This is a genomic window from Rhodococcus sp. PAMC28707, assembly GCF_004795915.1.
Classification (GTDB): domain Bacteria; phylum Actinomycetota; class Actinomycetes; order Mycobacteriales; family Mycobacteriaceae; genus Rhodococcoides.
The window spans coordinates 87390-101713 of the sequence record NZ_CP039253.1 but is presented as its reverse complement, the minus strand read 5'-3'; the positions used below and the strand labels follow the sequence as shown (position 1 = coordinate 101713).

At 62.0% G+C, this 14324-nt stretch carries 12 protein-coding genes; 4 read left to right on the top strand and 8 right to left on the bottom strand.

Going from position 1 to position 14324, the window contains the following annotated elements:
• The first annotated feature begins 3 nt into the window (after nucleotides 1–3).
• Entirely contained in the window at nucleotides 4–1197 is a 1194-nt protein-coding gene (locus tag E5720_RS00400; protein ID WP_136169035.1) for an SPFH domain-containing protein, read from the top strand.
• 84 nt (nucleotides 1198–1281) lie between these two features.
• On the opposite strand, the gene E5720_RS00395 is transcribed toward E5720_RS00400, so the two are convergent.
• From E5720_RS00395 to E5720_RS00385, 3 genes are all read right to left on the bottom strand, one after another.
• Nucleotides 1282–1800, bottom strand: a complete 519-nt coding sequence (locus tag E5720_RS00395; RefSeq protein ID WP_136169034.1) for a hypothetical protein — start codon at nucleotides 1798–1800, stop codon at nucleotides 1282–1284.
• Nucleotides 1801–1858: 58 nt separating this feature from the next.
• Nucleotides 1859–2464: a hypothetical protein gene (locus E5720_RS00390; RefSeq protein WP_136169033.1), complete on the bottom strand. Its 606-nt coding sequence runs from the start codon at nucleotides 2462–2464 to the stop codon at nucleotides 1859–1861.
• Between the two features lie 64 nt (nucleotides 2465–2528).
• Nucleotides 2529–3215: a TVP38/TMEM64 family protein gene (locus E5720_RS00385; protein WP_136169032.1), complete on the bottom strand. Its 687-nt coding sequence runs from the start codon at nucleotides 3213–3215 to the stop codon at nucleotides 2529–2531.
• Nucleotides 3216–3380: 165 nt separating this feature from the next.
• On the opposite strand from E5720_RS00385, the gene mutA reads away from it, so the two are divergent.
• From mutA to meaB, 3 genes are read left to right on the top strand one after another with little or no spacing between them, the layout of a single operon-like run.
• Nucleotides 3381–5255, top strand: coding sequence for a methylmalonyl-CoA mutase small subunit (gene mutA / locus E5720_RS00380; protein ID WP_136169031.1), 1875 nt, complete (start codon nucleotides 3381–3383; stop codon nucleotides 5253–5255).
• Between the two features lie 3 nt (nucleotides 5256–5258).
• The gene (scpA, locus tag E5720_RS00375; protein ID WP_136169030.1) at nucleotides 5259–7547 is read left to right on the top strand and encodes a methylmalonyl-CoA mutase; all 2289 of its coding nucleotides are present in this window, start codon (nucleotides 5259–5261) and stop codon (nucleotides 7545–7547) included.
• Between the two features lie 15 nt (nucleotides 7548–7562).
• Nucleotides 7563–8585, top strand: coding sequence for a methylmalonyl Co-A mutase-associated GTPase MeaB (meaB, locus tag E5720_RS00370; protein WP_136169029.1), 1023 nt, complete (start codon nucleotides 7563–7565; stop codon nucleotides 8583–8585).
• A 49-nt stretch (nucleotides 8586–8634) separates the two neighbouring features.
• On the opposite strand, the gene E5720_RS00365 is transcribed toward meaB, so the two are convergent.
• From E5720_RS00365 to E5720_RS00345, 5 genes are read right to left on the bottom strand one after another with little or no spacing between them, the layout of a single operon-like run.
• Nucleotides 8635–9666: a nucleoside hydrolase gene (locus E5720_RS00365; RefSeq protein WP_136169028.1), complete on the bottom strand. Its 1032-nt coding sequence runs from the start codon at nucleotides 9664–9666 to the stop codon at nucleotides 8635–8637.
• Nucleotides 9663–11057: a CoA transferase gene (locus E5720_RS00360; RefSeq protein WP_247596109.1), complete on the bottom strand. Its 1395-nt coding sequence runs from the start codon at nucleotides 11055–11057 to the stop codon at nucleotides 9663–9665. Before E5720_RS00360 ends, E5720_RS00365 begins: the two co-directional genes overlap by 4 nt.
• On the bottom strand, nucleotides 11054–12325 hold the full coding sequence (locus E5720_RS00355) for a saccharopine dehydrogenase NADP-binding domain-containing protein (RefSeq protein WP_136169027.1): 1272 nt from the start codon (nucleotides 12323–12325) through the stop codon (nucleotides 11054–11056). Before E5720_RS00355 ends, E5720_RS00360 begins: the two co-directional genes overlap by 4 nt.
• Nucleotides 12326–12380: 55 nt before the next feature.
• Nucleotides 12381–12755, bottom strand: coding sequence for a DUF2784 domain-containing protein (locus E5720_RS00350; protein ID WP_136169026.1), 375 nt, complete (start codon nucleotides 12753–12755; stop codon nucleotides 12381–12383).
• Nucleotides 12756–12780: 25 nt separating this feature from the next.
• Nucleotides 12781–14277, bottom strand: coding sequence for a glutamate-cysteine ligase family protein (locus E5720_RS00345; protein ID WP_136169025.1), 1497 nt, complete (start codon nucleotides 14275–14277; stop codon nucleotides 12781–12783).
• Between the last annotated feature and the right edge of the window lie 47 nt (nucleotides 14278–14324).

Below are 14324 nucleotides of genomic sequence, written 5' to 3'. Positions count from 1 at the left end.
TTAATGGCAGCATTGATCGTTCTCGGCGTCATCGTTCTACTCGTCGTCATACTCGTGGCCAAATCCGTATCGATTATTCCGCAGGCCGAGGCCGCAGTTATCGAGAGGCTCGGGCGTTATGTTCGCACCGTTTCCGGGCAGCTGACCTTCCTCGTACCGTTCGTCGACCGGATTCGAGCGAAGGTGGACCTGCGAGAGCGCGTCGTGTCGTTCCCGCCGCAACCGGTGATCACCAAGGACAACCTGACGGTTTCGATCGACACCGTTGTGTATTTCCAGGTGACCAATCCGCAGTCCGCGGTCTATGAAATCAACAATTACATCGTGGGTGTCGAGCAGTTGACCACTACGACGCTGCGTAACGTCGTCGGTGGCATGACGCTGGAAGAAACTCTGACGTCTCGTGATCAGATCAACGGCCAACTGCGCGTCGTTCTCGACGAGGCGACAGGTCGATGGGGACTGCGGGTCGCACGCGTGGAACTGAAGAGTATCGATCCACCTCCGTCGATCCAAGAGTCGATGGAGAAGCAGATGAAGGCGGACCGCGAGAAGCGGGCCACCATTCTTACGGCAGAAGGCCATCGCGAGTCCGCGATCAAGACCGCGGAGGGCGACAAGCAGAGCCGTATTCTTGCTGCCGAGGGCGGCAAACAGGCCTCGATCCTCACAGCTGAAGGTGAGCGTCAGTCTCGCATTCTGCGGGCAGAAGGTGACAGGGCCGCGAAGTATCTGCAGGCTCAAGGTCAGGCAAAAGCAATCGAGAAGGTATTTGCGGCCATCAAGGCGGGAAAGCCGACTCCGGAACTACTTGCCTACCAGTACATGCAGACCCTTCCCCAGATGGCGCAGGGCGACGCCAACAAGGTCTGGATGATCCCGAGCGACTTCGGCGATGCGTTGAAAGGTTTCGCCAAGACTCTCGGGACACCAGGCGAGGACGGCGTTTTCCGTTACGAGCCGAGCTCGAGTAGCGGCGACGAGCCCAAGGCTGCAGACGATTCCGACGAGGTTGCCGAGTGGTTCGAAACGAAAACGGATCCCGCAGTGGCCCAGGCGGTCGCTGCGGCCGAGGCGGTTGCCCGGACGCCGGTCGATACCTCGTTGGCGCCTGACCCCAGTCTGACCAAGGGCACGGAAGTCGGACAACTTGCTGCACCGCAGTCCGATACGGCTCCGCCGGCAGAGCCGAACTAGGCCCGCCCAGACTCATCAGGCTCGAATCATCCCTCGGCACGTCACTTTGTGACGGCCGAGGGATGAGGTGTATCTGCCCACAGTTCAGGTGGCGAGTGCCTGTCCGACGCCACAGACGGCAACCGCCCACATGACGCTGGTGAAGGTTCCGATGATGAACTGCTCGGACGCCGCGGACGCCTGGGATCCTTGTAGCTCGGGATATCGGGCAAGACCTTTCACCGCCAGAACGATTGCGATTCCCTCGGGCCATCCGGCCAGAATGGATGCCGCGACCGCAGTGCGCTCGAGCATTCCGATTGTGCGCCCGCCGTGTAGTGGTTCTACGGGCGTGTCCGGGTTCGGTGTCCCGTCTCGTCGCGCCAAGCGGAAGACTTCGGCGACTATCGGCGACCCACCCGCCACGGCCGCCAGAACGGTGACGACGTAGGTAGCGGCCAGGGCGAATCCTCGGGCCGGATCGGTGGTCGTCCCGACCGCTGCCGCCGATACCAACAACGTGAGAGATAGTGCGGCAGGCGCCCAACGCGGAACCGAGGCTCTCGCCTGGAAGACAGAGGCTGTTGCCGACAGCCCCAGAAGTATCAGAGTCACCGCGATCATGAATTCCCCCTATGTATTCCGTGCAGTGTTGCCGAGAGCACTCGATCGGACCGGAGATTCAGTGGTTTTCGGTGGTGACGTCGAGTTCGGTGAGTAGTCGCTCGGCGAGGGCGCGTCCGCTCGCCTCGATACTCCACCGAGCTACCGACAACCGTTGAGACATGGCCTGCTTGGTGATCCGGAGAGTCTCCGCCGCGCTTTTTTGCGTATGGCCGCGGGCCATCAGGTCTGTCGCCTCATGCCCTTGTTCTGTTCTATCGGTGATGAGTAGTGCGATCAGCGTCAATGCGGTCTCGGCATCTCGGCATGGCGTAACGAGATTTGGATTCGCAGCCGTGACGGCGACGGCAGCGGGCGCGTTCTTGGCACGGGTGACCGCGTCACGCGCTGCCTCGAAAGCTGGGCCCCGCCCTGCCCGTGTCGTGTCGGGCAGTGGCTCTTCGACCTGTCCGATGCCGATGCCGACGCTCCACGTTCCCAGTCTGACCAGTGTGAGCGCGAGGTCCACGACAGTGTGCGCGTCGGTTGCCACTGCCTGGATTTCATCGCCTGCCGTACGTTCGAAACCTCGAAGAAGGGGAGCGTGGCGAGTTAGTTCCAGCACTGATTCGACTCTGTCGACATCGCGTCGACTTCGACGTTGATCCACTGTCATAACGAACATACGTCAAGTCTAGAGGGTTGATTTTTCCTAGTCAACGAATAAGGCTTGATTAGACGAAGTAAAGCTACAAGAGTTTACTTGTGGGTTTCGGAATTCGCCTTCGAAGCCGAGACGACGCCGACAGACGCCAATCGATGTAGAGGCCGATCACCCCGGCAGCAATACACACACCGGAGAGCGCGAGCAGCAGCGGATTCGTGTGTCCGCCGATAGCGTCACCGAGGACGACGATGCCCACCGTTCCCGGCACCATGCCTACCGCAGTGGCCACAGCGAACGGTACGAGTCGAATCGAAGAAACTCCACAGCAGTAGTTGACGACCGAAAACGGAACCGGCGCGATCAACCGGAGAGATCCCACCGCCAGCCATCCGCGCCGAATCAGACTGTCGTCGATCGCGCGAACGGCAGGATGTGTCATCCTCGCGGCGAACCACTCCCGACCGATTATCCGAACGAGTAACAGTGCAAGAACGGCACTGAGGGTCGACGCACCCACCGCGACAGCGATGCCGGTGATCGGGCCGAACAGAACTCCGGCAGTGAGAGTGAACAGTGTTCGCGGCACAGGCGGAATGGTCACGATCGCGTGGACGAGAAAGAACACGAGCGGAAAGACGGGCCCGATCGACAGCGCCCAGTGCCGAAGCTGATCTGCCGACAGATGAGGTGCCGATACCGCTGCCGCTGCCAGAGTTGCGAGAAGAACCACGATGCCGATCAACCGTGGGTCTCGCAATCGCCTCGTCACGATCAACGAGCCTACCTGCGTCGAAGCGTTTAGCGCCGCGACCAAACGACCTCCGATTCGAACATGAGGTGATCCTCACGATACTGTCGGAGAGATCGGTTTTCACATCGCAAAAGTCGCTATTGTCGACCGACTCTCGTCGATCGAGTTGAGGGAGCAGTCATCGTGCCCATTGCTTCACAAGAAGACGCCTCACGCACTGCGTATGCAGCCTGGCAGAAGGCAGTTGCCGGAGTTCTGGCGAAGTCGCGCAGAGTCGACGTCGCAGATCTGCCCGAGGATCCTGAGCGTCTCCTCGAGACGACGACCTACGACGGGGTGACGATCTCGCCTCTCTACGGTCCTCGTGACGAGCACCCCGAGAACACACTCCCCGGGGTGTTCCCCTTCGTACGTGGACGGGATGCGGCCCGTGACGTCAACGCTGGGTGGAAGGTCAGTGCCAGGTTCGGTGTCGGGGAGTCGGACGCAGCGAAGGTCAACCGGTCGATACTGGACGGGCTGAACAACGGTGTGAGCGCACTCTGGCTCCGCGTCGGCGACAGTGATCTGCCGGTAGCTTCGATCGCCGAAGCAGTCGACGGCGTCCTGCTCGATCTCGCACCGTTGGTCGTGGACGCCGGCAACGCTACCGAAGCAGCCGCACACGCAGTGTTCGAAATGCTGGACCGGACCACCGCCGAGAATCCGGAAGCGGTGGACATTCGGTTGGGTGGTGCCACTCTCACCTCGCAGTTCTCAGGGGCTACCGGACCCGAACTTCGGACGCTCGTGGACCTGGCCGCACAGTCGGCTGCCCGCGCCGAGACCGTTCGCGCGATCACCGTCGACGGCACCGTGTTCCACAACGCCGGAGCCGGCGACGCACAGGAACTCGGCGCATCGGTTGCTGCCGGACTCGAATATCTCCGTGCACTGACGTCGAGTGGACTTTCGATCGGAGATGCCCTCGGGCAACTGGAGTTTCGCTTTGCAGCGACCGACGACCAGTTCCAGACGATCGCGAAGTTCCGCGCGGCACGCGTGTTGTGGTCACGCGTCGCACAGGTGTCCGGTGCGCCCGACGCCGGCGGCGCTCCGCAACACGCGGTCACATCCGAAGCGATGATGTCGCAGCGCGATCCATGGGTCAACATGCTTCGCACCACGTTGGCGGCCTTCGGTGCGGGTATCGGCGGAGCCGACGCGATCACTGTCCTTCCGTTCGATGTGGCGCTGGAGGGGGGAGCCGCCGGGGTTTCGAAGACTTTCGCGGCGCGAATCGCAAGAAATACGCAGCTGCTGCTCCTCGAGGAGTCTCATCTCGGACGCGTTCTCGACCCGGGTGCCGGCTCTTGGTACATCGAGCAGCTCACCGATGACATCGCCGAGAAGGCATGGGCTTTCACCCAGAAGATCGAAGCCGACGGTGGCTATCGTGCTGCACTCGAGTCCGGGACGCTCTCGTCGTCCATCGAGGAGACCAAAGCCGCTCGTGATTCCGATGTCGCTCATCGCCGGACGCCGCTCACGGGTGTCAACGAGTTCCCCAACCTCGCTGAGGCTCCGCTTCCGTCGGTAGGCCCGAAGCAGGCGGGTACAGCGCCGCGGGTTGCCCGGTACGGAGCTGCGTTCGAAGCTCTACGTGACCGCTCGGATGCATATCTCGCCGAGCACGATGCGCGGCCACTGGCGCTGCTCGTGCCGCTCGGGTCGGTAGCCGAGCACAATGTACGAACGACTTTCGCTGCGAACCTATTGGCTTCGGGCGGAATCGAGTCGCAGAATCCAGGACCGTTGACCGAGTCGAGTATCGCCGAAGCCGTACGCACGGCGGGCGCTCGTATCGCGGTCGTGTGCGGCACCGACAAGCGATACACCGACGAGGCCTCGTCCGCGGTGAGCGCGCTCCGCGCGGCTGGAATCGAACGGGTACTTCTCGCCGGGCCCGAAAAGCTGTTCACCGATATCACCGGCCAAGGTCGGCCGGACGATTTCTTGACCGCCAAGGTCGATGCCATCGCAGTTCTGTCCGATCTCCTCACCAATCTGGGGGCCTGAGAAATGACCACCAACGAAGCCGAACCACGGGTAACTCATGTCGTCGGTAGTTTTGCCGATGTTCCACTGAAGGATCCGCAGTCGCCGACCCCGTCCGCGCCCACTGCCGAAGAAGCGTCGGAGCACATTGCGGCGGGTGCGAAGGCCAATAACTACACCGCTGAGCAGGTTGTGTGGTCCACTCCCGAAGGCATCGACGTCAAGCCTGTGTTCACCAAGGCCGATCGCGATGCCGCCGAAGCCGAGGGCTACCCGCTCGACAGCTATCCGGGCACGCCACCGTTCATTCGTGGGCCCTACCCGACGATGTACGTCAACCAGCCTTGGACGATTCGTCAGTACGCCGGATTCTCCACTGCAGCGGAATCGAATGCGTTCTATCGGCGAAATCTCGCGGCTGGTCAGAAGGGTCTGTCGGTTGCGTTCGATCTGGCGACCCACCGCGGGTACGACTCGGATCATCCGCGCGTGCAAGGCGATGTGGGTATGGCCGGTGTAGCGATCGATTCGATCTACGATATGCGGCAGTTGTTCGACGGTATCGATCTCGGCAGCGTCTCGGTATCGATGACGATGAACGGTGCCGTGCTGCCCATCCTCGCGCTGTACGTCGCTGCGGCCGAGGAGCAGGGCGTCGGGCCGGAGAAACTTGCCGGGACCATTCAGAACGACATCCTCAAAGAGTTCATGGTCCGTAACACCTATATCTATCCGCCGAAACCGTCGATGCGGATCATCTCGGACATCTTCGCGTATTCGAGTGCGAACATGCCGAAGTACAACTCGATCTCGATCTCGGGCTATCACATCCAAGAAGCCGGTGCGACAGCCGATCTCGAATTGGCGTACACCCTTGCCGACGGCGTCGAGTACATCCGCGCAGGACTGGCCGCGGGAATGGACATCGATACGTTCGCGCCTCGACTTTCCTTCTTCTGGGCCATCGGGATGAACTTCTTCATGGAGGTTGCCAAGCTGCGTGCAGGCCGGTTGCTGTGGGCAGAGTTGGTGGCGAAATTCGAGCCGAAGAGCGCCAAATCGTTGTCGCTGCGTACACATTCGCAGACCTCAGGGTGGTCTCTGACTGCCCAGGACGTGTTCAACAACGTCGCACGCACGTGTGTGGAGGCGATGGCCGCAACCCAGGGGCACACGCAGTCGCTACACACCAACGCACTCGACGAAGCATTGGCGCTGCCTACCGACTTCTCCGCTCGAATCGCCCGTAACACGCAGTTGCTGATTCAGCAGGAGTCGAACACGGTACGACCGATCGACCCGTGGGGCGGCTCTCACTACGTCGAATGGCTCACTCACCAGCTCGCGAACCGCGCACGGGCACACATCGCCGAGGTCGAAGCCGCAGGCGGAATGGCGCAGGCCATCGGCGAAGGCATTCCGAAGTTGCGGATCGAGGAAGCAGCTGCACGAACCCAGGCTCGTATCGACTCCGGTCGCCAGCCGCTCGTCGGCGTCAACAAGTACGTGCCGGATGAGCCCGACACCATCGAGGTTCTCAAGGTCGAGAACTCGAAGGTCCGCAAAGAACAGATCGACAAACTCGAGCGCCTGCGTGCGGAAAGAAACACCGAAGAGGTGGAGGCAGCGCTGGCGAACCTGACGCGTGCAGCGGCGTCCGACGAGCCCGGTATGGAAAACAACCTGCTGAATCTGGCGATCGACGCTGCCCGCAAGATGGCTACGGTCGGAGAGATTTCCGACGCACTCGAGAAGGTTTACGGGCGGCACCAGGCCGAAATCCGGACAATCAGTGGTGTGTACCGCGACGAAGCAGGAAAGTCCGAGAACCTGATCAGGGCGACAGAGTTGGTGGAGAAGTTCTCCGAGGACGAAGGTCGACGTCCCCGCGTTCTGGTGTGCAAGATGGGCCAGGACGGCCACGATCGTGGTCAGAAGGTCATTGCGACCGCGTTCGCCGACATCGGATTCGACGTCGACGTCGGACCGCTGTTCCAGACTCCTGAAGAGGTTGCTCGGCAGGCGGCCGACAACGACGTACACGTCGTCGGTGTGTCCTCGCTCGCAGCCGGCCATTTGACGTTGGTGCCTGCACTCAGGGAAGCACTTGCGGCAGTCGATCGGCCCGACATCATGATCGTCGTCGGTGGCGTCATCCCGCCCGGCGACTTCGAGGAGTTGTATGCCGCAGGCGCTGCCGCGATCTTCCCGCCGGGGACGGTCATCGCCGACGCCGCGATCGGACTTGTCCAGAAGATCTCGGAACAGCTCGGTCACGGAAACGGGCCGGAGCCGCACGAGGCGACGGCGTGATCGCGACGTACTCACATGAGTAGCTCGATCAGAACGCCGCTGAATATCGATATCGACGCGGTGGCGAAGTCGGTCCTCGCCAACGATCGTTCCGGGCTTGCTCGGGCGATCACGTTGGTCGAGTCGACGCGAGCGGATCATCGCGACCTTGCACAGCAACTGCTTCTGCAACTGCTGCCCAAAGCCGGTGGCGCACATCGCGTCGGCATCACTGGAGTACCGGGGGTAGGGAAGTCGACGTTCATCGACGCACTCGGCATGCGGTTGATCGAACAGGGTCATCGGGTCGCGGTCTTGGCCGTCGATCCCTCGTCTACCCGTACAGGTGGGTCGATTCTGGGCGACAAGACCCGGATGGCTCGGTTGTCGGTGGAGAAGGATGCCTACATTCGGCCCTCGCCGACGTCGGGCACTCTCGGGGGAGTGACGCGAGCTACCCGCGAGACCATTGTTCTACTCGAGGCTGCTGGATTCGACGTCATCCTCGTCGAAACAGTCGGGGTAGGGCAGTCGGAGGTGTCGGTTGCCAACATGGTGGACTGCTTCGCGTTCTTGACTCTCGCCCGGACTGGAGATCAGTTGCAGGGCATCAAGAAAGGCGTCCTCGAGCTGGCCGATCTGGTGGCTGTGAACAAGGCCGACGGCAAACACATCATGGAGGCCAAGAGCGCGGCCAGGGAGTTGGCAGGCGCGCTTCGGATGATCTATCCGCACGATGCGATCTGGAAGCCACCGGTTCTCACTATCAGCGCGATCGAGGGGACCGGGCTCGACGAATTCTGGAACACCGTTCTGAGGCATCGACAGGTGCTCACCGACGCCGGTGAATTCGCCGAAAAGCGTCGACGCCAGCAGGTCGACTGGATGTGGACGATGGTCAACGATCAGATGCTGCGCCGAATCGCACAGAATCCTGCGGTGAAAGCTATTCGCGTCGGGGTCGAAGAGCGTGTTCGCGACGGGTCTTTGACCGCGGCATTGGCAGCTCAGGAGTTGCTCGACACCTTCGATGCTGCCGCGCCGCCCTCGTGGACGTAGTTCGACCGTGAACATCCTGTACCCCTGACCGTGCCGAGGAATCGGTAGCTCAGGGGTACAGGCGTGCGGCCATCGCTCCGATGCGGTCGATCAGGTCGTCGAAGAAGGCTTCCGGGTCTGTCGTCGATGCGATGGCTGCGTTGAGCGGACGGCCCCACATTCCCCTCCAGTCCGCAACCGTTGTTCCGCGGGTGAGGGTTCCGTCCAGTTCGATATCCACGGTGGCTGTTCGCAGAGTCACGATCGCGGGATTCAGTGCTACGGCAGCGACGAACGGATCGTGCATGTGCGCCAGGAATCCTTGGTCGTGATCGCGATGAAACTCCATGTAGAAGCGGACTGCATCGGAAAAGTGGCGCACGACCGCGTTGGACGCGGTGGATCTGATGTCGGATCCATCTGTCTCCGAAATGATCTCGCGCGGTGTACTTCCCGCGCGTTCGGCCAAACGCGCGATGTGGTGGGGGAGCATTTCGATGGTTTCGGTGATGTCGAGTGGACACACGATGGGAAGACGTGCCTCTGGAAGGCCGGAGAATGCCGCGAACACTTCCGATGCTGCCTCCGGATCGACTGCGATATTCCATTCGCTTGTCGGTGTCGTGTTACCGGGGTGCTGAAAAGCCCCACCCATCAACACGAGTCGCTTCAACAAGCGCGGAAGGTCTGGATCGATTCGAACAGCCTGTGCGAGATTGGTCAACGGCCCGGTGACCAATCCGACGATCTCGCCTGGACGTTCGCGTACCAGTTCCACCCAGGCAGTTGCTGCATCACGATTCGACAGTGAGCGATCGGAAACCGGAAGCTCGGCGTACCCGACTCCGCGTGGGCCGTGCGTTTCTTCGGTTGTCATGAGCGGGGATACCAGCGGCACCTGTGCACCCAGCGTCACCTCGATGTCGGTTGCTTTGCACAGGTCGAGCCACGCCAGGTTGTTTGCAGCCACCTGGTTCACCGAGACGTTGCCCGCGGTGGATGCGATCGACAGGATCTCGGCCTCGGGGCTGGCCAACAGGTAGAGAAGAGCCAAGGAGTCGTCGATTCCGGTGTCGACGTCGACGATCAGCGGAGTAGTCATGCGGAAGTAGGTCCTCGGTCGTCGTCGAAGCTCGGGGCGTGCGAACCGAGCGGGTGTGCTGGAAACGGGTAGTCGCTGTAGTCCGCGAGCGCAGGCAATGCGGTCGTCGTGGATCCATGCGTGACGGTGGAGTCCGGTCCGGGTAAGGACGCAGCTTCGGGGTGTTCGGTCCGACCTCTTGCCGAGGTGAACCAGGACGCGGTTCGCGCCAGTGACACCGATACATCGCAGCCTGATTCCGACGTGCGTGTTGCGGTGAGTGCATCCACGATACCCGCGGCCAGAAGGTAACCACTGGCATGATCGAGTGCCTGCGCGGGCAAGGCGCCAGGATCTTTCTCGGATCCCTCGATCACCGCTATCCCGCTCGCGGCCTGGACGATGCTGTCGAAGCCACGCTGGAGCCATGCACTGTTCTGCCGAGCACCGTGCCCCCAGGCCGACACCGATCCACACACGATCCCCGGCCGAAACGAGCTGGGTAGGAAGCCGAGGTTCTCGATGGCGCCCGGTCGGTAGCCTGAGAGAAAGACATCGGACTGGGCGCACAATTGTCGCGCCGTATTCAATCCTTCGGCAGTTTTCATGTCGAGTAGCGCGCTACGTTTGCCTTGGCCGTTTTCCATGTGTTGCCACCCGATCTCGGGTAGGTCGGGTGGGTCGATGCGCAGCACACTCGCGCCGAGAAGCGCAAGCGCGCGCGATGCAACGGGTCCTGCAATCACGCGGGTCGAGTCGAGTACCCGAAGTCCGCGTAGTGGATATTGTTGTGTCGCCGCGGAATCGGAGCGCGGTGCTGCATCGGATCGAAGACTGGATCGAACGAGAGGCTCGGAGGAAATTGCTGCCCCTACCTCGTGTTCGGCCCACTCCTGCTCGGTGCGGACCCGGACCGCTATCGCACCGGCGCGTGCGCATCTGCGCTCGATGATGTCGCTGTCGAGCGATCCGATGCGCGTGCGAGCTAGGTCGACTGTTGCTGTTTCGTCGAGGCCGATCGCCCGCAACAGCGCACGTCGATGGTGCGGATAGTTGGCGTGCGTGCGCACCCAGCCGTCCGCGCATTCGAAGAACCCGGAGAGTTCGGCAAAGGCGTGTATCGGCTTACCGCCTTCTCGATACATGCGGTCACCGCTGAAGGACGCGGAAATGCGATCGGGGCTGAGTTTCCACGCAGTGGTATCGAGTCCCACGCTTCGCCGATACCGATCCACCGATGACGCGAACGCTGCGACAGCACCGGATGCGAGTGCGCGTACCGGCAATACAGCCGACAGTCGATCGCCCCACGGCGCCGTCACGAACTCGCTGTAGGCGCCGGACACCCCCACCGATTTCTCGTACGCTCGCACGAGATCGGTGTGGGCATCGAACCCGTCGGCTCCGGTCACTCCTTGCGAGCCCAGATTTCCAGGCCCGCATTCTTGAGGCGAGTTACCAGTGCATCACCGATGCCCGTTGCCGGAGTGAGTACTCCAGCAGCCTCGGGCAGGCTGTCCCGGTTGTGGACAAGAGCGAGCGCTGACTCGCTGAGCATCACCGCGGTGGCCTTGTAGCCTGGATCGCCGTCGGCCTTCACTCGCGAGCGGTATCGAGCACCGGACGTCGTGGTCGTGTACACGTCCACCGTGAAGTGACCGTTCTCCTGGGCCTGGGTGCTCGGACCCTTGCCTGGCTCGGGCAAGATGCGGTCGAGAAGTTTGCCGGGCAGAACGGTCATTCCTACCAATGCGGCGCCGAGCCCGACGGAGACTGCGCCGGCAATGACGGGAGACGCGAACGAGGTGCCGACGTTCATCACCTCACGGTAGCGAAACTGCTTGCCGTAAGCCCAATCTCGAAGAGCATTGCTTCGCCGGACGACGCGGGTGTTGTACGACGCCATGAAGAACGGCGCTTTCCACCCTCGAACGCTGGGGGAGATGTGGGTGCCGTTGACGACCTGGGCATCGAGTTGCCGACCGAAGTCTGTCTCGCGGCTACGGTCCGGACTCAGAGAATAGGGGCGAGCGGCAAGCCTGCGAAGTTTGCCGTCTTTCTTCATCGCGGTGAGTTGCGTTCGAAGCGAGTCGACGGTGCCGCCGCTGACGCCGCCGCGCATGGAGGAGACGACGAGGGTGGTGTCGGTCAGTTCGCCGGCGCCATCGGCGGCAACTGCTGAGTGCAGAACGTGGACACCGATATCGGAGGGTATCGAGTCGAATCCACAGGAATGGACGATGCGGGCGCCGGACTTCTGGGCGATCTCGTGGTTTTTGTCGATACTTTGGCGAGCGAAGAGAACTTCGCCGGTGAGATCGACGTAGTCGGTGCCGGCGACCGCGCATGCGGCAGCGAGCGGCAGTCCGAACTTGGCATAGGGGCCGACGGTAGTGAGCACGACACGAGTGGATTCAGCGAGCGCGCGGAGTGCCTCGTCGTCCGCAGCGTCGGCCTCGACGATGGGCCATTGCGCCGCAGCGGCGGGGAGAGAGCGCCGAACCGCCTCGATACGGGAAGTGGACCGGCCGGCTAGGGCTACCACCGTGCCTTTCGGCGCGTGGCGGGCCAGATAGTCGGCAGTAAGACGTCCGACAAAGCCCGTTGCGCCGTAGACGACTATGTCGTAGCGGCGGGATTTTTCAGCAGTCTCGGCGGGTTCGGGAACACTCGAAGTCATGTACTCGACAGTAACGTGGATCACGGCAAGAGTCGACGACGCCCACCGTCCTCGATCAGGTCGCGCTGAAGTGCCGCTTCCGCGATCGGAGCACCGCAAATCCTGCCCACGAGATGGCGACGGTGCAGATTGCCGCAAACCGAATCACGCCGAGCATGCTTTCGGGGTAGAGGACCCCGGTGAGGTAGTAATCGATGAAACCGGTGGACGGCAGCGCTGATTCGCCGCCGCGCACTCGGGCCCAGCTTTCGAGTTGGGTCAGCGGGCAGTCGACGCCGATCACTATCGAGACGAACCCCCACGCCACTGCGGCGCCGTGCAGCCAGATCGTGCGTCGATAGCGCCATGCGAGAAAACCGCCCGCGACGACATACACGACGAACGCGAGGTGCGCCACTACCGTGATGTCGGCCAGCGCCCGGAACATCATGAACCGATCCTATGCCCCCACCGGGTCAGAAAGACCAGGTGTGGACCGGTTCGCCTTCGTTCATCAACGTCATGTAGTCACCGAGCATCCCGGCCAACGCGGACTCTCGGTCCTCTCCGGCACGCTCGCGCGCCGCTACCGCCTCGCGTTGCCAGACCGAGCCCGAACGTCGAGCCAAGCAGCGGCCCTCGATTATGCCGAGATACTTCTCGCGCACGGCGACATCCACGCCGTAAGATGCGAGCCCGGCATCGGCCATCGGCAGTAGCCGTCGAAGGACCAATTCCTGTGGGCTCACCGAGCCTACTTCCGGCCAGTAGAGCCGAGAATCGAATCCGCCTCTAGCGGCTGAATGCAAGTTTTCTTCTGCTGCATCGAACGACATCTGCGACCACAGTGGCCTATCGGCGTCTGCGAGCGAGCGGACGGTCCCGTAGTAGAAGGCGGCATCGGCGAGCGTGTCCACGATCGACGGACCGGCGGGTAGCACCCGGTTCTCGAGTCGAATGTGGTGACCGCCGGACGAGCGATCGTAGATGGGCCGATTCCAGCGGTAGACGGTTCCGTTGTGCATGCGCAACTCGGACAGGTCTGGTGTCACTCCTTCCGCCAACGCTGCCAATGGATCCTCGTCGCTGCAGACGGGCAGCAGCGCTGGAAAGTATCGTGAGTTCTCCTCGAACAGGTCGAAGATCGAGGTAATCCATCGTTCACCGAACCAGACCCTCGGCCGTACTCCTTGATTCACCAATTCCTTCGGCCTGGTGTCGGTTGCCTGCTCGAACAACGGGATACGCGTCTCGTGCCACAGTGCGCGGCCGGCAAGGAACGGTGAATTGGCCGCGAGAGCCACCTGTACGCCGGCGAGCGCCTGCGCGGAATTCCAATGCGAGGCGAATCCCTCCGGGGCAACCTGTAGGTGGAGTTGCACCGACGTGCAGGCCGCCTCGGGCAGGATCGTGTCCGTGATTGTCGACAGCTTCTCGGCAGAATCCGCGCCGGGTAGTCGGACCCCGAGGATATCGAGTTCGATATCCTCGCCGCGAGCTGCAAAGATTTGTTGGTTGAGCAGGTCGTACCTGGGGTTCGCCGACAACCAGCGATGCTCGAAGTGATTCTCGGTCAACGTCGGCAGCATTCCGATCATCGCGAGTCTGCTACCCGACGCCCGTGCACGCTCGTCAGCAGCATTGAGCGAAGTCCGAAGATCTCGTTCGAGATCTTCGATGCTGCTGCCGCGCAACGGTCGTGGTTCGACATTGATCTCGATGTTGAACTGGCCGAGTTCCGTCTGATAGTCCGGGTCGGCAATCGCGTCGAGGACGGTCGCGTTGGCCATCGCAGGTGCCATGGCGTCGTCGACGAGATTGAGTTCGATCTCCATCCCTATTTGCGGCTGTCCTACCTCGAATGTCTGCTCCGCGAGCATGGTCGCGAGTGCGTCGAGGCAGTCCTGAACCTTCTGTCGGAACCGATGACGGTCCTGCCTGGTGAACTTCTGCTGTTCGACGTCGTCGCCCATACCCCAACCGCCTATCCGTCACCACGCCCGAGACCCGATCTTCGCAA

Coding starts and splice junctions, on each gene's coding strand:
- E5720_RS00400 (WP_136169035.1), top strand. CDS start 4: ATGGCAGCATTGATCGTTCTCGGCGTCATCGTTCTACTCGTCGTCATA.
- E5720_RS00395 (WP_136169034.1), bottom strand. CDS start 1,800: ATGATCGCGGTGACTCTGATACTTCTGGGGCTGTCGGCAACAGCCTCT.
- E5720_RS00390 (WP_136169033.1), bottom strand. CDS start 2,464: ATGTTCGTTATGACAGTGGATCAACGTCGAAGTCGACGCGATGTCGAC.
- scpA (WP_136169030.1), top strand. CDS start 5,259: ATGACCACCAACGAAGCCGAACCACGGGTAACTCATGTCGTCGGTAGT.
- meaB (WP_136169029.1), top strand. CDS start 7,563: ATGAGTAGCTCGATCAGAACGCCGCTGAATATCGATATCGACGCGGTG.
- E5720_RS00365 (WP_136169028.1), bottom strand. CDS start 9,666: ATGACTACTCCGCTGATCGTCGACGTCGACACCGGAATCGACGACTCC.
- E5720_RS00355 (WP_136169027.1), bottom strand. CDS start 12,325: ATGACTTCGAGTGTTCCCGAACCCGCCGAGACTGCTGAAAAATCCCGC.
- E5720_RS00350 (WP_136169026.1), bottom strand. CDS start 12,755: ATGATGTTCCGGGCGCTGGCCGACATCACGGTAGTGGCGCACCTCGCG.
- E5720_RS00345 (WP_136169025.1), bottom strand. CDS start 14,277: ATGGGCGACGACGTCGAACAGCAGAAGTTCACCAGGCAGGACCGTCAT.